Below are 21,101 nucleotides of genomic sequence, written 5' to 3'. Positions count from 1 at the left end.
TGTGAAAAAATAAAATAAAAATAATTAGCACTCACCTCTTGACAGTGCTAACAAAAAATGTTATGTTAACTACTGTAATGAAAGTGTATCTTGAATTACAGTAGTTTTTATATGTTAGGAGGTAAATGATTATGGATATGGACAAATATACAAGAAAGTCGCTTGAAGTAATAGAAAAAGCGAAAGATAAAGCCCTGGAATATGATAATCAGGAGCTTGCACAGATTCATTTACTTGCAGGATTGCTTGAGATAGACGAAAGCCTTATTTCGAAGATTTTTGAAAAACTCGATATAGATGTAACAGCAGCGGTAAATAGGGTGGAAGATAAGCTTGCATCACTGCCAAAAGTAAGTGGCGGAAATCTGTATGCCGGAAATAATTTTTCAAAGGCGCTCATTCAGGCTGAAAAGGAAGCAAAGCAGATGGGAGACAGCTTTGTATCGGTTGAGCATCTGTTCCTTGGACTGATCGAAAAAGCCGATTCCGATGTGAAGCCATTGCTTAAAACATGGGCGATCGATCGGAACACATTTTTAAAGGCTCTGGCAGATATCAGAGGAAATAAAAAGGTAGACAGTGAGAATCCGGAAGATTCCTATGAAGCAATGGAGAAGTTCGGATACGATCTGGTGGAACGGGCAAGAGAGCAGAAGATCGATCCGGTTATCGGACGAGATGCTGAGATACGAAACGTGATCCGGATCCTTTCCCGTAAGACCAAGAATAACCCGGTTCTGATCGGTGAACCTGGTGTAGGTAAGACAGCGGTTGCAGAAGGTCTGGCACAGCGTATTGTCAGAGGTGATGTGCCGGAAGGCTTGAAGAATAAGAAGATATTCGCACTGGATATGGGTGCGTTGGTTGCCGGTGCCAAGTATCGTGGTGAATTTGAGGAACGTCTGAAGACAGTTCTGGATGAAGTAAAGAAATCAGAAGGTGAGATAATCCTCTTTATTGATGAGCTGCATACGATCGTTGGAGCCGGTAAGACAGATGGCGCAATGGATGCAGGCAATATGTTAAAGCCTATGCTTGCCCGTGGCGAACTGCATTGTATCGGTGCAACGACACTTGACGAATACAGACAGTACATTGAAAAGGATGCCGCTCTGGAACGTCGTTTCCAACCGGTACAGATCGATGAGCCGACGGTAGAAGATACGATCTCCATTCTTCGTGGTATCAAGGAAAGATATGAGGTGTTCCATGGAGTTAAGATCTCGGATGGTGCATTGGTAAGTGCAGCGGTGCTTTCCAACCGGTACATTACAGATCGTTTCCTTCCGGATAAAGCGATCGACCTTGTCGATGAAGCCTGTGCGATGATCAAGACGGAGTTGGATTCCATGCCGACCGAAGTTGATGAGATCACAAGAAAGATCATGCAGCTTGAGATCGAGGAAGCCGCACTGAAGAAAGAGGAAGACCACCTGAGTAAGCAGAGACTGGCGGATATACAGTCAGAGCTTGCAGAGTTAAAGGATAAAGCAAATAATCTGAAAGCCAAATGGGAGAATGAAAAGGCAGGCGTTGAGAAGATCCGTAACCTGAAAGAGGAGATCGAGAAGATCAAGAATGATATTCAGGTTGCCCAGAGAAATTACGATCTGAACAAAGCAGCCGAATTGCAGTATGGCAAACTTCCGGCAGCTCAGAAAGAGCTGGAACTGGCAGAGCAGTCTGCATCGGAGAAAGAACGAAAGCTGGTACATGAGGTCGTATCAGAAGAAGAAATTTCGGAGATGTATCCAAGTGGACCGGTATTCCGGTAGCCAAACTGACGGCGAGTGAAAAGAGTAAGACACTGAATCTTGCAGATGAACTTCATAAGAGGGTTGTCGGTCAGGATGAAGCTGTTGAATATGTCAGCGATGCGATTATCCGTTCCAAAGCAGGAATCAAGGATCCAAGCAAGCCGATCGGCTCATTCCTGTTCCTTGGACCAACCGGTGTAGGTAAGACAGAGCTTGCAAAGACACTGGCAGAAGCTTTATTTGATAATGAACAGAACATGGTTCGTATCGATATGAGTGAATATATGGAGAAATACAGTGTATCCAGACTGATCGGAGCGCCTCCTGGATATGTAGGCTACGATGAAGGCGGACAGCTTACCGAGGCAGTCCGTAGGAAACCATATTCGGTTGTCTTGTTCGACGAAGTAGAGAAGGCACACCCGGATGTATTCAATGTATTATTACAGGTATTGGATGATGGACGTATCACGGACTCACAGGGCAGAACGGTAGACTTTAAGAATACGATCATCATCATGACATCGAATATCGGTGGTGTGGATATCGCAGAAGGCGGTGGCGAGATCACGGATGAGATACGGGAGACAGTTATGAACAAACTGAAACAGCACTTCCGTCCGGAGTTCCTGAACCGTATCGATGAGACGATCATCTTCAAGTCATTAAGCAAAGAGAATATTGGCAGTATCGTTGATCTTATGGTCAAGGATCTGAACAAACGTCTGGCTGGACAGGAGATCACGATCAAGCTTACGGATGAGGCTAAGAGTGCGATCATCGATCAGGGCTATGATTCGGTCTATGGTGCAAGACCATTGAAGCGTTTTATTCAGAAGAATGTTGAGACACTGGTTGCCCGTATGATCCTTGCAGGTGAAGTATCCACCCAGTCAGCGATCATCATTGACTATGACGGTCAGAAATTGACAGCGAGAAATGAGAAGTAGTAATATAAACAGGTAGTAAATGCCTGGTGACAACTAAAATAAGCATGATAAAAGGGATTGGCATTGAAAATATTTTTCGGTGCCAGTCCCTTTAATCTTATTTTAATGATGGTATGCCATTGTATATTAAGATAGGGAGGTTGTGTCCATGCGCATTTTGGTTGTTGAAGATGAATTGGATCTGAATCATATAATATGTAATAAACTGACAAAAGAAGGATACAATGTAGATGCCTGTTTTGACGGGCAGGCAGCACTTGATTATCTGGAGACGGCAAGTTACGATGGAGTTATAATGGATATTATGATTCCGAAAAAAGATGGTATGTCGGTTTTAAAAACAATCCGGGCAGAAGGAATACAGGTTCCGGTGCTTTTTTTGACTGCAAAGTCCGAAACGCAGGATATTGTCAGGGGACTGGATGCAGGAGCCAGTGACTATATGACAAAACCGTTTGAGTTTTCGGAATTGCTCGCAAGGTTAAGGGTAATGCTTCGTACTGTACATATAAGTAATGACAGCATATTGAATTATGGGTCATTACAGATTGATACAAATAATCACCGGGTTGTCCGGGATGGTGTGACTGTCGATCTTACAGTCCGGGAATATGCAATCCTGGAATATCTGGTGCGTAACAGGAACATTGTTGTCACAAGAGAGCAGATCCGTGCAAATATATGGAGCATTGATGATGATATCAATTCAAATGTAGTTGATGTATATATTCGATATCTTCGCAGAAAAATCGATGATCCTTTTAAAGAAAAACTGATACATACGATCCGGGGAGTAGGTTATAGACTGGAATGTTAAAAAGGAAAATCTCATTTATTAATTTTACTGTTATTGTTTGTGGACTTATCATTGCAGCAGGAACGATATGTCTTTTGTTGATGCAGAAGAATCTGATCAAAGAGGATACTAAATATCTGGCTTATACAGAACTGGCGCAGGAAGTGAAACGTGCAAAAAAAAATATAGGATTTGATGAGAATGAGAATCCGTATATAAAAAGCGATTTTTACGATCCGGAAGAGAAAGATACTTATAACGAAAATGTATATGTGTTTTACAGTCAAGAGACGGAAGTTTTCTTGATGGCAGAATGCCGGATGATTCCAGAACCGGGCTTGATATCGGATTACAGAGTCTTACAAAAGTAACCTTTCAGGGAGAGCGTTATTACGTAGCAACCAGACGAGGAAAAAGGAAGAATGGAACGGAGGATGACAGTTTTTATCTGGTATGTGCTATGATGTCGGAACAGGCGGTGAAAGAAAATTATCGCGGACTGTGGCATCAGTCATATTTGGTGATAGGAGTTGTTGGCGCATTTTTTATTTTATTTGCCCTTTTATTAAGATATCTGATCGCTGTACCAATGAGACAGTTGAATGAATCGATAAAAAAGAGCGGGGAGAATCTGGATTTTACGGATAGTCTGGAATACAAAGGATGTTTTAAAGAACTTCAGATGTTAACAGATGCAAATAATCATTTGTACCAGAGAGTGCAGCAGGAGTTGGAACGTCAGGAAGAATTTAATGCGAATGTATCCCATGAACTTCGTACGCCTATTGCTGTTATGCATGCACAATGCCAGGTGTCGAGAGAGGTGGCAGAAAAGAAGCAGGATAAAGAAGCAATAAAAAGTATAGAGGTATTTGAGCGACAGACAAACCGTATGAAGAATCTGGTTGATCAATTGCTTCAAATGACTGCAATAGATAGAAAGGGGACAACATTCAGTATGGAAGATATTGATGTTCGGGATGTAATTGAATCTGCATGTGATGATATAGCATATATTGATACGAAACAGATTACATTTGAATATTCCTTTCAGCCGACTATCATACATGCAAATATGAATCTTATCTATATTGTTATAAATAACTTGCTTTCAAATGCTGTAAAGTATAGTAATGAAGGAACTAAAATCTATGTGTCCTGTGGAGAGAAAGACGGAAAGTCGTATATTCGTATTCAGGATGAAGGCTGTGGAATAGAGAAAGAAAATATATCCAAAATATTTGAAAGCTTTTATCGGGAAGAAAAAGATCGTAATGCGGAAGGTTTTGGTCTGGGACTTTCACAGGCAATGAAGATTGCTGAGTTATATGGGGGAGGGATTTATGTTGAAAGTACAAAGAATAAAGGAAGTATTTTCACATTTTTTATTCCAAAACCTTAAAAATAAATAGAAGAATGTCGAATTTTTAATAGAGCTTTAATATTGGATTTTTATAATCCGATATTAGGGTTCTTTTTTTATGTAGAAAGAACAATATATCGAGTAGGACTTGCTTGGAGGATTATATGAGAAATTATAAACGATTGATTCATTTGTTACTTGGACCGGTTCTATTCCTGTTGGCATGCTTTCTTTTACCGCATGCAGTTCTGCCGACATTTGCAGAACGGGCAGCAGTTGGAACGGTATTCTGGATGGCATACTGGTGGGTAACAGGTCCGGTAGATTATGCAGTAACGGCGTTTTTGCCGATTGCGATCAATGCAGTAGTTCCTATGGCGGAGATGAAGGCCATAATATCGAATTATGCGGACGAAACGATTCTGCTATTGCTTGGAGCTTCGATCATAACAGTATTATGGGAAAATACAGGACTGGACAAACGAATTGCAATCACGTTTCTGCGTCTGATCGGAAACAGTCTTAGAATGCAGCTTGTGTTCTGGTTTGCGTTGTCAATGGTATTATCTGCGGTGCTTCCGAATGCAGTAGTATGCGCAACGATCACGCCAATCGCAGTTTCTATGCTGAAATATATTGGAATGGATGACGTGAAAAACAGCAAGACGGCATCGAAGATCCTGCTGACGATCGCCTATGCGACAGGACTTGGTGGTCTGGCATCTCCACTTGGTGGTGCTATGAATCTGGTAACGGTGGAATATATCCAGCAGTTGACCGGAAAAGAATATATGTATTCCTCCTGGGTTATCCGGTTCCTTCCGGTTATGCTGATCCTAATGCTGATCAATGTAGTATTTATTCTTCGTGATGTAAAGAAGACAGATCTGTTAGGTGGTTCCAGTGAATATTTTGCGGAACAGTACCGGAAGCTTCCAAAGATGAGCTTTGAAGAAAAATCCGCACTTGTGCTGTTTGTAGTGGCAACAGGTCTGGCATTTACCAGACAGCTTTATCAGGATATATTGCCGGGATTAAAGCCTGCATATGTATTTATCATCTGTGCGATCATCGCCTTTCTTTTTACAAATAAAGAGGGAAAACGGATCATGGTCTGGAAACAGGTGCAGGGAAAGATCGTCTGGGATCTGATGTATATATTTGCCGGAGGTCTGGCACTTGGAAGCCTGATCAATGCAACAGGTGTTGCAAAAGCACTTGGAGAAGTGATTTCTTCCCTTGATATGAAGGGTGGTTTTGTAACGATCCTGATCATTTTGACTGCAACACTACTGTTGTCGGATGTGACCTCAAATACAGCTACGGCAGCGGTTGCGATTCCACTTGTGATCTCAATCACACAGGGATGTGGGCTGAATCCGATTCCGTATATATATGTAGCATCCATTGGTGTGAACCTGTCTTATATGCTGCCAACGTCGATCCGTGCGATTCCGGTGGGATATGGACTGGAACCAAAGTATATGTTCCGGGAAGGCTGGAAGATTTCCCTTATCATTATTCTTGTAATGTCGATAATTTGCACATTGTTATTAAAATACTGGAGCGCATTCAGTACGGTGTAAAAAAAGCCATACAGAAACAGGCGTGAAACAAAGAGAAAGAAATGGAGAGAAGGCATGTCTGTCGTATCATACATATTTATAGTATTCTTAGCATTTACAGTTTTAATATATTATATAGTACCAAAGAAAATCCAGTGGTGGGTGCTCCTTGCCGCAAGTGTGGTTTTCTATGCTTATAGTGGGATTGATGATCTGCTGATCGTAGTTGGAACTGCATTTCTGGTATATCCGTTGACAATGTTGATGGAGAAAAATCTGGAGGAACAGGACCGGCTGCTTCTGGATGCAGATAAGAGAGCTGCAAGAAAGATAAAAACAGCACAGAAAAAGAAACGAAAGAAATATCTGGTGCTGGCATTGCTGATCGTAATAGGTGCGCTTATTGTATTCAAGGTGACAGGATTTGCCATCGAGAACATCAAACGTTTTCTTCCATACGAAGCGATACAGCGGATTCCGGATTGGCATTTCCCTGCACCGCTTGGAGTTTCTTTTTATTCCTTTATGATGATCTCTTATCTGGTTGATGTCTATAACGGAAGGATCCATGCACAGAAGAATTTTCTGAAATATCTGTCGTATGTATTATATTTTCCACATATTACGCAGGGACCGATTGCGCGATATGAACTGGTTGCGCATCAACTATGGGAAAAGCATAAGTTTGATTATGATACGGTGATAAAAGGTACATGGTTGATTCTGTGGGGAGCACTTAAGAAAATGGTGATGGCAGACCGTATCAGTCCATTTGTGACAGAAGTATTTAAACATTCTGATCAGTATGAAGGTATGATCTTCTTTCTGGCGGCGGTTATGTATTCCATCCAGATCTATTGTGATTTCTCCGGATGCATGGATATCGTACGTGGTGCGTCGGAGTGCTTTGGCATTACGCTTGGAGAAAATTTCAGGCGGCCATATTTTTCTCAGACGTTGCCGGAGTTCTGGAGAAGATGGCATATTTCACTCGGAGCGTTCTTCAGAGAATATGTATTCTATCCGGTATCGACTTCAAAGATCCTGTTGAAATGGAATACCAAGGTGCGGAAATATCTGGGAAATGCCATAGGAACCGGATTTGCCTCTTGTGTACCAATCCTGTGCGTATGGATTCTGACCGGACTCTGGCATGGGGCAAAGTGGAATTATATCGGCTGGGGACTGTTTCACGGAATCCTGATCTGCTTATCGACATTATTTGAGCAGCCGGTTGCTAAATTAACAGAGAAACTGAATATACGGACAAACTGTATAAGCTGGAATATATTCCGGATGCTTCGGACATTTTTATTATGCGTGATCGGACGTATCATTTTTATGGGAAGTGGAATTCGTGCTTCCTTCCATATGATAGCTTCCTGTGTGGTTGACCGTGGTACATTTTATGACATTATAAATACATTTGCTTTGTCCCAGCGGGAATGGGGACTGGTTCTGATCGGTTGTATGATCCTGTTATGTGTATCAGTTGCACAGGAGATCCGGGAGCAGATGGGGATCAAAGAGGATATCAGAAGCTGGCTGCTACGTCAGAATCTCTGGCTGCGCTGGCTGGTTCTGATCGTTGGAATTTTATGTGTATTGACGTTTGGTGTATATGGTTCCGGCAGTCAGATCGCATTCATCTATGAACAGTTTTAGGGTAGGAGAACAAAACATGAAAACAGGAAAGAAAAAGGTTTTGGCAATAATAAAAAAAGTAATTTCAATCCTACTGTTTTTTGTCATATTGTTATATTCTATATCGAAGGTCGGACAGTTTGCCAGACCGGATGAGAGTGACGCAGAGGCATGGGCAGAGTATTACGCGGAAGAAAAGGATACGGTCAATGCATTGATGATCGGATCCAGTGCGATATTCCGTTATTGGAATCCGCCACAGGCATATGAGGAACAGGATTTTACCTCGGCTATGCTGGCTAGCTCGATCCAGGATCTGAATATGGCACCATATATTATGGAAGAAGCGGTAAAAAGTCAGAACGTGGACGTGTTTGTTATCGAGGTCAGAACCATGATCGCCAGAAATACAAATGATGATCACAGCCAGGAAGAACGGGACTATTGGTTTGAATTGCTTATATCCGGCATGAATCCATCCATAACAAGGTTGCAGGCAATTCAGTCTATACATGGTGGAAGCTTTGTGAAGAAAGCAGAAATGATGTTTCAGATATTAAAATATCATAATAACCTGATGGAATTTGACCGGGAATTTATGATCAATCGTCTGAACAATCCGTCCAGTGATGATAAATTTGCAAGACCAAAATCAACGATCACAAATCTCAAAAACAAGAAACCGGATTATACAACGAATCAGAGTCTTGAACTGTCACAGGCATCTAAGGATACTCTGGATGCAATCGAGAAAAAGGCAAATGAACTGGGAAAAAAGGTGCTGTTTATAGCGACACCGTATGTACCGGATGAGAGTCAGATCCGGGAGCATCTGGCTGTGGATGCCTATTGTAAGAAACAGGGCTATGACTGCCTGGATCTAAATCAGTATGTTGATGAGATGGATATTGATTTTAAAACGGATTTCTATAATCCAAAGCATACGAATATAGCAGGATCAAAAAAGGTGACAAGCTTTCTTGGGGCATATCTGAAGGAGAAGTATCAGTTGCAGGAAACTCTGACTGAGGATCAGAAGGTAAGCTGGGAAGATGCCTGTAAGGTATGGGATGAGGAAGATCGGAAATTTATGGAAAAATGGAAGAAAAATGTAAAAAAGATTACAAAGAAAAAGGAGAAATAACAGGATCGATATGGAAACCGTGCTTCATTATATAAAAAAATATGCAGAGACACAACCGGATACGCTGGCTGTCTGTGAGTTAAAAAAACATCTGACATATGCGGAGTATTGGACGGCAATCAGAAAGATGGCAAATGTCCTGCTTCAGAATGGTATAAAAAAGAATGCACATGTTATTTTACGATGCACACAGAATATTGAATATATGGTTTTGTTTTCAGCCTTGCAGTATATGCAGGCGCTTGTGATTCCTGTTGAGCGATCTACTTCACCGGAGCGTATGCAGGAAATCAGGGATAAGGTGGATGCAGAATGGCTGATCTCAAACAAAGAGTCAGATGGACTTCGCTGGTTATCCCCGAAGAAGCTGATGGAACAGATGGAGAATACAGAAGAACTGGATGTTCCGCTTCCAAATGCAGACTCACGTTCAATGCTGTTGTTCACAACGGGTACGACCGGCAGCTCAAAGGGTGTTGTCATGCATCATAAGAATGATGTGGCGATTGCTGGAAATGTTATGAAAGGAACGCAGATGAAACCGGGGAATGTGGAGATCATACCGATGCCACTCAATCATTCCTTTGGTATAAGACGGTATCAGTCGGATATGATTAATGGCGGAACTGTCTGTCTGATGAATGGTATGGCTATGATAGGCAATCTCTGGAAGATGCTTGAGCAGTACCATGCAACATCGATGGCAATTTCTCCGGCAACACTTGGAATGATCTTTCATTTGTCAGATGACAGGATTGCAGGATATGCCGATCAGATCGATTATATACAGGTGGGATCAGCCCCGCTTCCGGAAACGGACAAGGAAAAGCTGCTCCGGTATCTTCCACGTACAAGACTTTATAATTTTTATGGATCGTCGGAAGCTGGTTGCTCCTGTATTCTGGAATTCAGCCGTCAGAATAAGAATGGTTGTATCGGATATCCGACCGTCAATTCTCTAGTGCGGTTTATAGATGAAGAAGGGAATGTTATAGAGAATGGATCTGAGAAACAGCCTGCTTTACTGGCCTGGGGTGGTCCGATTGTTATGGAGGGCTATTACAATGATTCGGAGCTTACTGCGAAAACGGTAGTGGATGGATATGTTATGACAAATGATCTTGGCTATATGGATGAAGATGGCAGTATTATTCTGGTTGGACGGGCAGATGATGTTATCAACTATGGTGGAAGCAAGATCTCGCCGGCAGAGGTAGAGACTGTTGCAATCCGGTATCCGGGTGTGGCAGATTGTGCTTACAGTTCCGTTCAGGATCCGATCACCGGAGAATTGCCGGTTATGCTGATCGTGCAAGAGGATGGATTTGACGAAACTGCATTCCAGAGCTATATGCAGCAACAGGTTGAAAGCTATAAGTTACCGCAGAAGATATTCTATATCGAGAAAGTTCCGAAGACATTTAAAGGCTCGCTTCTTCGAAAAGAAATAAAAAAGATAGCAGAATCAAAGAATAAAGGAGAATAAAACTATGAATGATTTTATTGCAATGTTAAAGAAGATCAAACCGAATGTTGACTTTGAAAATGAAGATGCACTGGTAGATGATGGAATACTGGAATCTCTGGATATCATAACGATCATTGCAGAGATTGCAGACAAATACGATGTTATCATTCCAAGTGATGAGATCACATCTGATAATTTCAATTCCGCAGAAGCTTTGTACGAACTGGTAGAAGACCTGAAATGATTTTATCGTAAATATGTGCCAATAGTAAAAAGTATAACAGGAAATAGAATGCCCTCAAAGAATGACAGGTCTGCCGTCAGACAGAGAAGATGTCAAACTTTGAGGGCGTTTTTGTTATAAATCTGTGAAGTGTGTCGTAAAAAGCAGAGCAGGATGATATACTGAACAGGTAGAAAAGGATGTTGTATGTATGAGAATCTGACAGGATGCATATCAGAAAATACACTATCTGGCAGGAAGAATAAAATTATGAATGTAATAGAGGAAAAGAAGAAAAAAAGGCATATTCACAGACCCCTTCTTTTTACAGGGATAATTCTGGTCATAGTGATAAATGTAGCAGCGTGGGCTGCTCCGTGGATCAGTGGAAAGATGGGATGGGAAAACTGGTGCGACTGGTATGCGGAACATGTGAATCCGGTTATCGTTGCAGTATTTGCAAGATTTGGCAATCTGTTTTCCTTTTCAATCGGGGAGCTTATGATCGTTACGGCAATCCTGCTGATCCTTGCATTTCTGATCCTGAATATTCTGTTGATCTTTATAAGAAAGCATAAGGGATATCGGAGATTTTGCAGGATCTATGACCTTGTTATTGCATATATAACGGTTGCGGTCTGTCTTATTATGACCGGAAACTGTACGATCTATTATCACTGTTCCTCGCTTCCTGTAAATGAGGAAACAGAGGAACGGCAGTATAAGGTAGAAGAATTGCAGGCGCTTCGCAATTATATCGTAAAGCAGTGTAACGAATACAGCACTAAAGTAGAGCGGGATGAAAACGGATACATAACATATGATGGAGATATGCAGGAACAGGCGCGAAATGCTCTTCAGAAACTGTCCGGCCGGTATCCACGGTTGTCCGGTTACTATCCGGATGTCAAGCATATGATGCTTTCCGGGCTGATGAGCCAGAGTTATATGGCGGGGTATTATTTCCCGTTTTCGATGGAAGCAAACTGTAATGCAAATATGTATATCACAAATTATCCGGCAACCTATTGCCATGAGCTGGCGCATCTGCATGGGTATATCTATGAGGATGAGGCAAACTTTATATCTTATCTTGCCTGTATCGGCAGCGAAGATCCATTCTTTATTTATTCCGGGTATCTGAGTGTATTGTCCTATGTAGATAATGCCTATTATGAGGCTATCGGGGAGGATGCAGAACAGTATCTGGCAAATGAGAGGATTTCCGAACAGGTGCTTTCCGACGACATCTTTCTGCTCCCGGAGACTTGGAAAAAGGTAGAGGATAAGGCCATTCTATCGACGGATACCGTCAATCAGGAATCCAATACCTTCACTGAAACAAGCCTGAACCTGAACGGTGTCTCAGACGGTTTCGCAGCCTATGACCGCGTGACCGGACTGTTATTACGATACTACGATGAAGAGTTGTATTAAATGGTATGTTCATAAGAATTCGGCAATCTCTAATAGGATCATAGAAAAAGATTAACAGGTATCCGGTTTTATATACCTTTATGTAACAGACCTTTTTTCACGTCGGTCCTTAGCGAACTGCTAAAGGCAGTGAGGTTAGTACCGTTACGTGAAAAATAGAGCGCGAGCGTCTGTGAAACAAAGGGTATATAAAACCGGATACCTGTTAATCTTTTTGCGAAATAGAACGAAAGTGATTTGCGAAATGAATGATAGCCTCCAGCTTCTTCCGTACGGTACATTATAATGCCAGCAACTTCCTGCAGAGGGCAACATGTGCGTTCCCATCGGTCGTACAACTGTTATAGATCTCGACTGTACCCTGTTCAGCAGATTCTGACTTTAAGCCTGCGGCAATCAGGCGGCGACGCAGTTCTACGGCAGTTCCGTGGCTTCCGACAAAAATCTTGATATCCGGACCGACAACGGTTCGGATCATTTTTTCCACAAACGGATAGTGCGTACAGCCAAGCACGATCGCATCGATTCCCTTTTCCAGATAAGGCGATAGAATCTCCTGCAGATAATCATGAAGCTCCGGACTGTCCAGATCTCCGTTTTCCACAAAGCCAACCAGCTTTGGACATGGTACACGGTAGATTACGGATCGGTCTTCGTATGTATGCATAAGCGATAGAAACTTATCCTGTTTTAATGTCATAGGGGTAGCCATAACTGCGATCCGGTCATGTTCCTTCCAGAGAACGGCTGGTTTTAATGCCGGCTCAATGCCGATCACAGGGATGTCCGGATAGTCTGCACGAAGCATGGCAGCAGCAGCACTGGTTGCAGTATTGCATGCGATCACAATCGCTTTCGCGCCATGTTCAAGCAGGAATTCCACACAGTTCCGGCTTAGATGCTGAATGTCAGTGATCTGGCGTGTGCCATATGGAGCATTCGCGGAATCACCATAATATATATAATTTTCCTCCGGCATCAGTGAAACGATTTCTTTTAAAACACTGATACCGCCAATACCGGAATCAAATACGCCGATTGGACGGGAATTATCTTTCATTTGTAAAACCTCCTAAAAAAACCTGCACTTGAAAATTATACTACTATATGAAAAGAAAAGACAACCTATAAGTGAAAACAATACAAAACAATCTGCAGAAGACGATAAGACATAAATATTGGATGAACAGGGCGTACAGGAAAAAAGTTGCGTATTCTGTAGCAACCATATATAATCGGGGATGTGAGTACAGATAAAAACAAAAGAAAATAAGACAGAAATAGATCAGGTTAAATAAATATACTAAAACGGTCGGCAGACAGTCAGGAGGAAAGAAATGGAAACCGAGCAGAAACAGAGTACAGAAGCAGAGCAGAGTGAGAGATTGCAGCAGAATGTAGAAAATACGATTCCTGCAAGCCGGGAGCTGAAATCTCGGGTAAAAGAGAAGATGATCGAATATTATGCGGGAGATGCCAGACGGATCCATCATTTTCTGAAGGTTCATTCTTTTGCCAAGCTGATCGGGGAGATGGAAGGAGTCACAGGAGAAGAACTGGAGATCCTGGAAGTCGCTGCACTTGTGCATGATATAGGCATAAAGAACTCAGAAAAGAAATATGGATATAATACAGGAAAGACACAGGAAAAGGAAGGCCCGCCGGAAGCAGAAAAACTGCTTATTCCATTGACAGATGATGCCGCCTTTATTGAGCGGGTATGTTATCTGGTCGGACATCACCATACCTATTCCAATATTGACGGAATGGATTATCAGATACTGGTAGAGGCAGATTTCCTTGTGAACCTGTATGAGGATAAAGAGCATATCAAAGCAGTCCGGTCTGCTTATGAGAAGATCTTCCGGACACAGTCGGGAAGAAAGCTATGTAAGGAGATTTTTGCACTTTCGTAAAAATAAGGAAATCTTAACGGATTTTTAATTTTTGTAGGAGTACATGTGCTTGCAGGAACGGGATAAATTTTATATAATGAATTGATGTGCTAAATGGTACATGAAAAGACAGGTATTTATACTGGAAATAATAATGGATATGAATACAGAAACTTGGAATAGATCATAAAACACAGAAGATATAGTTATCAGGAGGATGTAATGAGTAAATACAAGATTAATACAACATGTGTACAGGGAGGTTATGAACCGGGAAACGGAGAACCACGTCAGGTTCCAATCTATCAGAGTACAACATTCAAATATGCAACAAGTGAAGATATGGGTAAATTATTCGATCTGGAGGCAGATGGATATTTTTATTCCAGACTTCAGAATCCGACAAATGATCTGGTCGCAAAGAAGATCTGTCAGTTAGAGGGCGGTGCAGCGGCGATGCTTACCGGTTCCGGTCAGTCAGCAAACTTCTATGCAGTATTTAATATTGCAAATTGTGGTGACCATGTTGTAGCATCAAATTCCATCTATGGTGGAACCTATAACTTATTTGCGGTAACGATGAAGAAGATGGGAATCGATTTCACATTTGTTGATCCGGACGCATCTGAAGATGAGATCCGTGCAGCGTTCCGTCCGAATACCAAGGCATTATTTGGTGAGATCATTGCAAATCCGGCTCTGACCGTATTAGATATTGAGAAGTTTGCAAAGGTAGCGCATGAGCAGGGAGTACCGCTTATTGTAGATAATACATTCCCGACTCCGATCAACTGTCGTCCGATCGAATGGGGAGCAGATATCGTAACTCATTCCACAACCAAATACATGGACGGACATGGAGCAGCTGTCGGTGGATGCATCGTAGATGCCGGAAAGTTCGACTGGATGAAATACGCAGACAAATTCCCGGGACTTACCACACCGGATGACAGTTATCATGGAATTACATATGCAGAGAAGTTCGGAAAAGAGGGCGCATTTATCACAAAGGCAACTGCACAGCTGATGCGTGATTTCGGTTCTGTACAGTCTCCGCAGAGTGCATTTATCCTGAATCTCGGACTGGAGAGTCTGCATGTCAGAGTAAAGCGTCATTGTGAGAATGCACTCGCAGTTGCAAAATATCTGGAACAGAATGATAAGGTTGCTTATGTGAATTACTGCGGGCTGGAAAATGACAAATATCATGCACTTGCAGAAAAATATCTGCCAAACGGCTCCTGTGGCGTTGTAAGCTTCGGTGTAAAGGGTGGAAGAAAAGCAGCGGAAGAATTCATGAAGCACTTAAAACTCGGTTCGATTGAGACACATGTAGCGGATGCGAGAACCTGTTGTCTGCATCCGGCAAGTGCAACACACAGGCAGATGAATGATGAAGAACTGACAGCATGCGGTGTATATCCTGATCTTGTCCGTTATTCATGTGGACTGGAAGATGCGGAAGATCTGATCGCAGATCTGGAACAGGCATTTGCGCAGATCTAGGATCTGAACCAGTCTGAAATATAGAAAGAAGATAGCCACAGCAGAACTGTTATAGAAAATAGCAAAGGAAATATCCTGCTGTGGATGGAGGAAGAAATGAAGTTAAGAATTGCCAAGGGTTGTATTGTAATTATGCCCATGATTGGTACTCTGGGACTGTTTATATTTACATTTGTTGGAAAGATCATATACGGATGGGGACTGTTTGTTATCATGCTGCTGTTGTCTGGTATTATCAATCAGATGTTTTTCCGTTGCCCGCACTGTGGGAAGTCAATTCCTGCAAATGCGACACTGAATCAGAAATACTGTCCGTTGTGTGGAGCTGACCTTGGTCTTATTGATTCACCGTTCAGTTATTATTCGAAATGCAAAAAAAATAAGAATGGACAGTATCAGGCATACACTACAGTTGGGTATCTGGCATTTATTGTTGGTACAGCTATCGTATTATTTATTGTTGTAGCACTTCTGGGATTTGACAGTGTATTCAAGGGAACCGGAAGGATTTTGCTTCTGGCAGCAATTGCTCTGGGATTATTGATCGGTATGATGTGCAGATGCATTGTTGGATCAGCGGCAAAGCTGGATAAGGAATATCTGTATTGCTGCAAGATACCGGGAAGGTGGAAGCGTTATGCAATTGCAGATATCAGAGAGCAGGCGAATGAGCATAAACCATTTTATCATGTGGTAAGAGGGTATGTAATGATGACATCGCAGGGAGTTGTTGCAATTCCGGTAGCAACCTATAAAGGAGGAAGAGAATTCCTTAAGAAGCTGACAGAGTATATTGGGGAACCAATGGTCGATGTTATGCCGGAGATGGTAGCATCCAAGCGAAGCGAAGAAAGTAAGAAAGCAGAAGCTGCATATAAAGAATATAAGGATAGTTTAAAGGAGAAAGGTGCAAAATAAGCATGGAAAATGGCAATAAGATAAAGAATGAAGCGTTGTTAGAGGCGATTGAAATATTTAAAGCAGAGAACAATCAGCAGAATCTGAAGAATTTCATCGAGAAGCTGTTACAGGCGAGATTTATCCTGCCTGCAACACTGGATCCAAAACCGGTAAAAGATGATCAGGGAAGGATCATGGGAGATGGAAAATTCAGAGTAAATTTCCGTGTTATCACAGATAATACAGGAAAGAACTTCTTCCCATGTTTTACAAATGACGAAGAATTCGAGCATGCGATCAAGGAAGTAGAAGTTGAGAAGATGGCACTTACTTATAAAGAGGTTGCCCCACTGGTTCTGAATTCCAATGGCCAGATCCAGGGAATCGTGATCGATCCCTACACAGTTGGTATGCAGGTTCCGGATGCACTTATAAAGACAGTGGATGAGAGCAGAAAGAGTGTGCTTGAGGAGCATAAGAATACGAATATCAAGAAGCATACAATTCCGGCAAATACAAAGATCCGTTTAAGAAGTCCGAAATATATGCCGGTTGATATGTTGGATGAAGCAAAGAAATTCCTGGCTGAACGTCCAAATGTAAAGGCAGCTTATATCCAGATGATGGAAAAAGAAAATTCAGATGAAGAGTATCTGATCACAATTGATTTTGAAGGTGATGAAGAAGATTTATTTGATTCCCTTCTTCCAAAGATAAAACCGCTTGCGTTTGGTATTCCAATCGCACTTACAGGAACAGATAACGGACTTGGAAAAAAGGTTACAGAGAATACAGAGCCATTCTATAAAAAAGAAATTGTAGGAGATAATAATGTTTAAAAAATATCTGATCATGTTTCTGATATCTATGGTTCCGATCGTGGAACTGCGAGGTGCGATTCCATATGCAGCGGTATTCGGAATACCGACATTTCGTGCACTGATCATCTGTATGATCGGCAACATGCTTCCGGTTCCGGTGATCTACTGGTTCGCCAGACGGGTTCTGATGTGGGGAAAAGATAAGAAATATATAGGGAAATTTTTTACATGGTGTATTCAGAAGGGCGAAAAAGGCGGACAGAAGCTGCTTGAGAAAACAGGCGGCGGAGTCTATATCGCACTGATGTTGTTTGTCGGGGTTCCACTTCCGGGTACAGGAGCCTGGACGGGTACTCTGGCAGCCAGCTTCTTAGATCTTGACTGGAAGAAGAGTGCACTTGCCGTTATGGGTGGTGTTGTACTTGCAGGACTGATCGTGGGAGTTGTAAGCTACGGACTGCTTGGCGCGATTGCAGCATTATTCTGATATCATAAATATGGAATAATATTTTAATAAGAGATATGTCTGCAGGACGAGAGAAGCTGCAAAACTTGCAGGCGTATAAGGAGATAGATATGGTAAATCCGGCATCAATTTTTAAGATAAAATCCGCATGGGAGAAATTTGCATCCAATCATCCGAAGTTTCCGATGTTTTTACAGGCTGCGATGGCAAGCGGGATCAAAGAAGACTATATTATAGAAGTAAAGATCACGGATCCGGAGGGAAAGCAGATCTGTACAAATGTAAAACTGACAGAATCGGATATGGAATTATTCCATACCTTAAAGGATCTGAAGGGGTAAATACAGACAATCCAATAAATGCGGCATATTTCTTTATAAAATTAAAAAATAGAGAATATGTCTAAAAACAGAAAAAGATTTCTTGACTTGCACTGTATACTTGTGTTATTGTTAATCGTGCGATGAAAGAGGTCTTTTTTTTATGCCTTAAAATAAGTAATGGAGGTAGATGGAAGTGCGCGTTAAAATAACATTGGCATGTCAGGATTGTAAACAGCGTAATTACAATATGACAAAGGATAAGAAAACGCATCCAGACAGAATGGAAACAAAGAAGTACTGCAGATTCTGCAAGAAGCATACAGTACACAAGGAAACAAAATAGTTCCGGACCAGTGAAGGAGGATTGGTTTAATGGCAAAAAGTGAAGAAAAATCAACAGCTCTCAAGAAAAGCTGGACCCAGGAACTAAAGGGTGAATTCAAGAAAATCACATGGCTTGACAGAACAACCCTGTTTAAGCAGTCAGCCGTAGTAATCGTTTCAACGGTAATCCTCGGAGCTATTATTGCAGTCGTTGACTGGCTTATACAAATAGGCTTGAATTTCATAATATAATGAGTAAAGGTTGGTGAATTATATGGCAGATGCAGAAAGCGCAAAATGGTATGTAGTCCATACCTACTCAGGTTATGAAAATAAGGTTAAAGCTGATATTGAGAAAACAATTGAAAACAGAAAATTACAGGACCAGATATTAGAAGTATCTGTACCCGTAGAAGAATCCATTGAGGTTAAGAACGGTGTACAGAAAGCTGTTACCAGAAAACTGTTTCCCGGCTATGTCCTGCTCAATATGATTATGAACGATGCTACATGGTATGTAGTTCGTAATACAAGAGGTGTTACAGGATTCGTAGGACCGGGATCAAAACCGGTTCCGTTATCAGATGATGAGATGAAGTACCTTGGAATCAACAAGGAGACAATCGTGATCGATGCGGAAGTAGGCGATATGGTTGAGGTTACAGCAGGTGCCTGGGAAGGTACCGTGGGTAGTATTAAGGCAATTAACCCAAGTAAACAGACCATTACCATCGATGTAGAAATATTTGGCCGTGCAACATCTGTAGAGATTGCATTCGCTGATATCAAGAAATTGTAAGAGTGAGTGGAAGGGTATCCCCCGTTATTACCACAATATTTTTGGAGGTGCGCTAAGATGGCGAAGAAAGTAGAAGGATATATCAAATTACAGATCCCTGCAGGAAAGGCAACACCTGCACCACCTGTTGGACCGGCTCTTGGTCAGCATGGTGTTAATATCGTTGCATTTACAAAAGAATTCAATGCTAGAACTGCTAACGAAGGAGATATGATCATTCCTGTTGTTATTACAGTTTATCAGGATAAGAGCTTTAGCTTTATCACTAAGACTCCTCCTGCAGCACTTCTGATCAAGAAGGCTTGTAATATCAAATCCGGTTCAGCTAACTCAAAGAAGACAAAGGTTGCAACTATCTCAAAGGCTAAGGTTCAGGAAATTGCCGAACTTAAGATGAAAGATTTAAATGCTGCAAGCCTTGAAACTGCTATGAGCATGATCGCTGGAACAGCTCGTTCAATGGGCGTTACAGTTGAAGAGTAATTAAGAATAAAAACATTTTGGTGGGAGGTCGCTCCCGATAAGACCACAGGAGGTTTATAATGAAGAAGAGTAAGAAATATATAGATGCAAGCAAGCTCTATGACAAAACAGCCGTTTACGAATTCGAAGAGGCAGTTGCTTTGGTAAAGAAGATGGCTACAGCTAAATTTGATGAGACAATCGAAGCTCACTTAAGACTGGGCGTTGATGGACGTCACGCAGATCAGCAGGTACGTGGTGCAGTTGTATTACCTCATGGAACAGGTAAGACAGTTAAGGTTCTCGTATTCGCTAAGGGAGATAAGGTAGACGAAGCTCTTGCTGCCGGTGCTGATTACGCAGGTGGTGAGGAATTAGTTCCAAAGATCCAGAAAGACGGATGGTTAGATTTCGATGTTGTTGTAGCTACACCTGATATGATGGGTGTTGTTGGACGTCTTGGTCGTGTACTTGGACCTAAGGGCTTAATGCCAAACCCTAAGGCTGGTACAGTTACAATGGACGTAACAAAAGCAGTTAATGATATCAAAGCTGGTAAGATAGAGTACAGACTTGATAAAGCCAATATTATCCATGTGCCAGTGGGAAAAGCTTCCTTTACAGAGGAACAGTTAGACGAAAACTTCCAGACCTTAATGGATGCTATTGTAAAAGCAAAGCCATCAGCTGCTAAGGGACAGTACCTTAAGAGCGTTGTAATTGCTTCAACAATGGGTCCTGGTGTAAAGATTAACACAACAAGATTTGCGTAAATCTTATATACCAATATATTGACAGAACGACCATCATGCAGGACGCGCCTGTGTGGTGGTCGTTTTGTACTATATGGAAAATCTTTAAGGGAAGGTAAAAACTGTAGGTTTGTCAAACATATGTTACACAGATGCCAGATAATCCTTTAGTACCTGATTTGGAGATTTCCATCCTAATGGACGCATAGGAAAGTTGTTATAATCCCTGCGATTATACACTTTCAACTGTTTGGCAAAGTCCTCAAAAGAATAAAAAGTATGAGTTGCATAAAAACGCTCATTATCCTTTCGGTGGCTTCTTTCAACTTTCCCGTTATGTCGTGGTGTAAAAGGTCGTATAACTTTATGGCGAATCCCATGCTGCTTCAGATGCACTTGAAATAGTGTGGGTTTGTCACGGTGAGTGGTAAAACGATTTGTAAATTCTGCTCCATTATCAGTTTGGATACATTGAATGGGTAACGGAAAGGCTTTCACCAGATGCT

General features: G+C 41.8%; 22 protein-coding genes and 1 pseudogene. 21 read left to right on the top strand and 2 right to left on the bottom strand.

The features are described from left to right. Positions 1-131 precede the first annotated feature (131 nt). From clpB to DXA07_RS03215, 10 genes and pseudogenes are all read left to right on the top strand, one after another. Positions 132-2,707: pseudogene (clpB, locus tag DXA07_RS03255) on the top strand (ATP-dependent chaperone ClpB). Between the two features lie 148 nt (positions 2,708-2,855). Then, complete coding sequence (locus DXA07_RS03250; RefSeq protein ID WP_117808730.1) at positions 2,856-3,524, top strand: response regulator transcription factor; 669 nt, start codon at positions 2,856-2,858, stop codon at positions 3,522-3,524. After that, positions 3,518-3,874 (top strand): hypothetical protein, encoded by a 357-nt coding sequence (locus DXA07_RS13275; RefSeq protein ID WP_243015403.1) that lies wholly within the window; start codon positions 3,518-3,520, stop codon positions 3,872-3,874. Before DXA07_RS03250 ends, DXA07_RS13275 begins: the two co-directional genes overlap by 7 nt. Continuing rightward, on the top strand, positions 3,817-4,905 hold the full coding sequence (locus tag DXA07_RS03245) for a HAMP domain-containing sensor histidine kinase (RefSeq protein WP_243015402.1): 1,089 nt from the start codon (positions 3,817-3,819) through the stop codon (positions 4,903-4,905). The genes DXA07_RS13275 and DXA07_RS03245 overlap by 58 nt, the downstream gene beginning before the upstream one ends. A 125-nt stretch (positions 4,906-5,030) precedes the next feature. Then, the gene (locus DXA07_RS03240; protein WP_117808728.1) at positions 5,031-6,452 is read left to right on the top strand and encodes an SLC13 family permease; all 1,422 of its coding nucleotides are present in this window, start codon (positions 5,031-5,033) and stop codon (positions 6,450-6,452) included. Positions 6,453-6,506: 54 nt separating this feature from the next. Beyond that, positions 6,507-8,096 carry an MBOAT family O-acyltransferase gene (locus DXA07_RS03235; protein WP_118483387.1) on the top strand — a complete coding sequence of 530 codons (1,590 nt, stop codon included), beginning with the start codon at positions 6,507-6,509 and terminating at the stop codon, positions 8,094-8,096. Positions 8,097-8,112: 16 nt separating this feature from the next. Further along, positions 8,113-9,219: a hypothetical protein gene (locus tag DXA07_RS03230; protein WP_118483385.1), complete on the top strand. Its 1,107-nt coding sequence runs from the start codon at positions 8,113-8,115 to the stop codon at positions 9,217-9,219. A 10-nt stretch (positions 9,220-9,229) separates the two neighbouring features. Next, complete coding sequence (locus tag DXA07_RS03225) at positions 9,230-10,705, top strand: class I adenylate-forming enzyme family protein (RefSeq protein WP_118483383.1); 1,476 nt, start codon at positions 9,230-9,232, stop codon at positions 10,703-10,705. 4 nt (positions 10,706-10,709) lie between these two features. Continuing rightward, complete coding sequence (locus tag DXA07_RS03220; protein WP_008401081.1) at positions 10,710-10,931, top strand: phosphopantetheine-binding protein; 222 nt, start codon at positions 10,710-10,712, stop codon at positions 10,929-10,931. Between the two features lie 249 nt (positions 10,932-11,180). Next, complete coding sequence (locus DXA07_RS03215; RefSeq protein ID WP_182427445.1) at positions 11,181-12,347, top strand: DUF3810 domain-containing protein; 1,167 nt, start codon at positions 11,181-11,183, stop codon at positions 12,345-12,347. A gap of 280 nt (positions 12,348-12,627) precedes the next feature. On the opposite strand, the gene murI is transcribed toward DXA07_RS03215, so the two are convergent. Beyond that, positions 12,628-13,407: a glutamate racemase gene (murI, locus tag DXA07_RS03210; protein WP_117785297.1), complete on the bottom strand. Its 780-nt coding sequence runs from the start codon at positions 13,405-13,407 to the stop codon at positions 12,628-12,630. Between the two features lie 391 nt (positions 13,408-13,798). On the opposite strand from murI, the gene DXA07_RS03205 reads away from it, so the two are divergent. The 11 genes from DXA07_RS03205 (at position 13,799) to rplA (ending at position 20,616) form a co-directional block, all read left to right on the top strand. Beyond that, complete coding sequence (locus DXA07_RS03205; protein WP_117785384.1) at positions 13,799-14,263, top strand: HD domain-containing protein; 465 nt, start codon at positions 13,799-13,801, stop codon at positions 14,261-14,263. A gap of 201 nt (positions 14,264-14,464) precedes the next feature. Further along, positions 14,465-15,748, top strand: a complete 1,284-nt coding sequence (locus DXA07_RS03200; RefSeq protein ID WP_117808723.1) for an O-acetylhomoserine aminocarboxypropyltransferase/cysteine synthase family protein — start codon at positions 14,465-14,467, stop codon at positions 15,746-15,748. A 96-nt stretch (positions 15,749-15,844) separates the two neighbouring features. Beyond that, entirely contained in the window at positions 15,845-16,666 is an 822-nt protein-coding gene (locus tag DXA07_RS03195; RefSeq protein ID WP_226801033.1) for a zinc ribbon domain-containing protein, read from the top strand. A gap of 2 nt (positions 16,667-16,668) precedes the next feature. Next, positions 16,669-17,487, top strand: coding sequence for an enhanced serine sensitivity protein SseB (locus DXA07_RS03190; protein WP_117822941.1), 819 nt, complete (start codon positions 16,669-16,671; stop codon positions 17,485-17,487). Continuing rightward, positions 17,480-17,956, top strand: a complete 477-nt coding sequence (locus tag DXA07_RS03185; RefSeq protein ID WP_117808720.1) for a small multi-drug export protein — start codon at positions 17,480-17,482, stop codon at positions 17,954-17,956. Before DXA07_RS03190 ends, DXA07_RS03185 begins: the two co-directional genes overlap by 8 nt. 89 nt (positions 17,957-18,045) lie before the next feature. After that, complete coding sequence (locus DXA07_RS03180; RefSeq protein ID WP_021943590.1) at positions 18,046-18,276, top strand: hypothetical protein; 231 nt, start codon at positions 18,046-18,048, stop codon at positions 18,274-18,276. 175 nt (positions 18,277-18,451) lie between these two features. Beyond that, positions 18,452-18,601, top strand: coding sequence for a 50S ribosomal protein L33 (gene rpmG / locus DXA07_RS03175; RefSeq protein ID WP_008401093.1), 150 nt, complete (start codon positions 18,452-18,454; stop codon positions 18,599-18,601). 29 nt (positions 18,602-18,630) lie between these two features. Further along, complete coding sequence (gene secE / locus DXA07_RS03170; RefSeq protein WP_008401094.1) at positions 18,631-18,834, top strand: preprotein translocase subunit SecE; 204 nt, start codon at positions 18,631-18,633, stop codon at positions 18,832-18,834. A gap of 22 nt (positions 18,835-18,856) precedes the next feature. Then, entirely contained in the window at positions 18,857-19,381 is a 525-nt protein-coding gene (nusG, locus tag DXA07_RS03165; protein ID WP_008401095.1) for a transcription termination/antitermination protein NusG, read from the top strand. 57 nt (positions 19,382-19,438) lie between these two features. Continuing rightward, positions 19,439-19,864 carry a 50S ribosomal protein L11 gene (gene rplK / locus DXA07_RS03160; RefSeq protein WP_008401096.1) on the top strand — a complete coding sequence of 142 codons (426 nt, stop codon included), beginning with the start codon at positions 19,439-19,441 and terminating at the stop codon, positions 19,862-19,864. Between the two features lie 59 nt (positions 19,865-19,923). Then, positions 19,924-20,616: a 50S ribosomal protein L1 gene (rplA, locus tag DXA07_RS03155; RefSeq protein ID WP_021943593.1), complete on the top strand. Its 693-nt coding sequence runs from the start codon at positions 19,924-19,926 to the stop codon at positions 20,614-20,616. Between the two features lie 123 nt (positions 20,617-20,739). Here rplA and DXA07_RS03150 read toward each other — a convergent pair. After that, on the bottom strand, positions 20,740-21,101 hold a 362-nt coding region (locus tag DXA07_RS03150; protein WP_147352401.1), incomplete at its 5' end, for an integrase core domain-containing protein.

It is taken from the genome of Clostridium sp. AM54-37XD (assembly GCF_003478225.1).
Taxonomy (GTDB): Bacteria; Bacillota; Clostridia; order Lachnospirales; family Lachnospiraceae; genus Coprococcus; species Coprococcus ammoniilyticus.
Note: the sequence above shows the minus strand (reverse complement) of the source record. Positions and strands in the feature narration are given on the sequence as shown.

Coding starts and splice junctions, on each gene's coding strand:
- murI (WP_117785297.1), bottom strand. CDS start 13,407: ATGAAAGATAATTCCCGTCCAATCGGCGTATTTGATTCCGGTATTGGC.
- DXA07_RS03215 (WP_182427445.1), top strand. CDS start 11,181: ATGAATGTAATAGAGGAAAAGAAGAAAAAAAGGCATATTCACAGACCC.
- DXA07_RS03245 (WP_243015402.1), top strand. CDS start 3,817: ATGCCGGATGATTCCAGAACCGGGCTTGATATCGGATTACAGAGTCTT.
- DXA07_RS03220 (WP_008401081.1), top strand. CDS start 10,710: ATGAATGATTTTATTGCAATGTTAAAGAAGATCAAACCGAATGTTGAC.
- rplA (WP_021943593.1), top strand. CDS start 19,924: ATGAAGAAGAGTAAGAAATATATAGATGCAAGCAAGCTCTATGACAAA.
- DXA07_RS03250 (WP_117808730.1), top strand. CDS start 2,856: ATGCGCATTTTGGTTGTTGAAGATGAATTGGATCTGAATCATATAATA.
- DXA07_RS03240 (WP_117808728.1), top strand. CDS start 5,031: ATGAGAAATTATAAACGATTGATTCATTTGTTACTTGGACCGGTTCTA.
- nusG (WP_008401095.1), top strand. CDS start 18,857: ATGGCAGATGCAGAAAGCGCAAAATGGTATGTAGTCCATACCTACTCA.
- DXA07_RS03180 (WP_021943590.1), top strand. CDS start 18,046: ATGGTAAATCCGGCATCAATTTTTAAGATAAAATCCGCATGGGAGAAA.
- DXA07_RS03205 (WP_117785384.1), top strand. CDS start 13,799: ATGATCGAATATTATGCGGGAGATGCCAGACGGATCCATCATTTTCTG.
- DXA07_RS13275 (WP_243015403.1), top strand. CDS start 3,518: ATGTTAAAAAGGAAAATCTCATTTATTAATTTTACTGTTATTGTTTGT.
- rplK (WP_008401096.1), top strand. CDS start 19,439: ATGGCGAAGAAAGTAGAAGGATATATCAAATTACAGATCCCTGCAGGA.
- DXA07_RS03190 (WP_117822941.1), top strand. CDS start 16,669: ATGGAAAATGGCAATAAGATAAAGAATGAAGCGTTGTTAGAGGCGATT.
- DXA07_RS03185 (WP_117808720.1), top strand. CDS start 17,480: ATGTTTAAAAAATATCTGATCATGTTTCTGATATCTATGGTTCCGATC.
- DXA07_RS03230 (WP_118483385.1), top strand. CDS start 8,113: ATGAAAACAGGAAAGAAAAAGGTTTTGGCAATAATAAAAAAAGTAATT.
- secE (WP_008401094.1), top strand. CDS start 18,631: ATGGCAAAAAGTGAAGAAAAATCAACAGCTCTCAAGAAAAGCTGGACC.
- DXA07_RS03225 (WP_118483383.1), top strand. CDS start 9,230: ATGGAAACCGTGCTTCATTATATAAAAAAATATGCAGAGACACAACCG.
- DXA07_RS03235 (WP_118483387.1), top strand. CDS start 6,507: ATGTCTGTCGTATCATACATATTTATAGTATTCTTAGCATTTACAGTT.
- DXA07_RS03200 (WP_117808723.1), top strand. CDS start 14,465: ATGAGTAAATACAAGATTAATACAACATGTGTACAGGGAGGTTATGAA.
- DXA07_RS03195 (WP_226801033.1), top strand. CDS start 15,845: ATGAAGTTAAGAATTGCCAAGGGTTGTATTGTAATTATGCCCATGATT.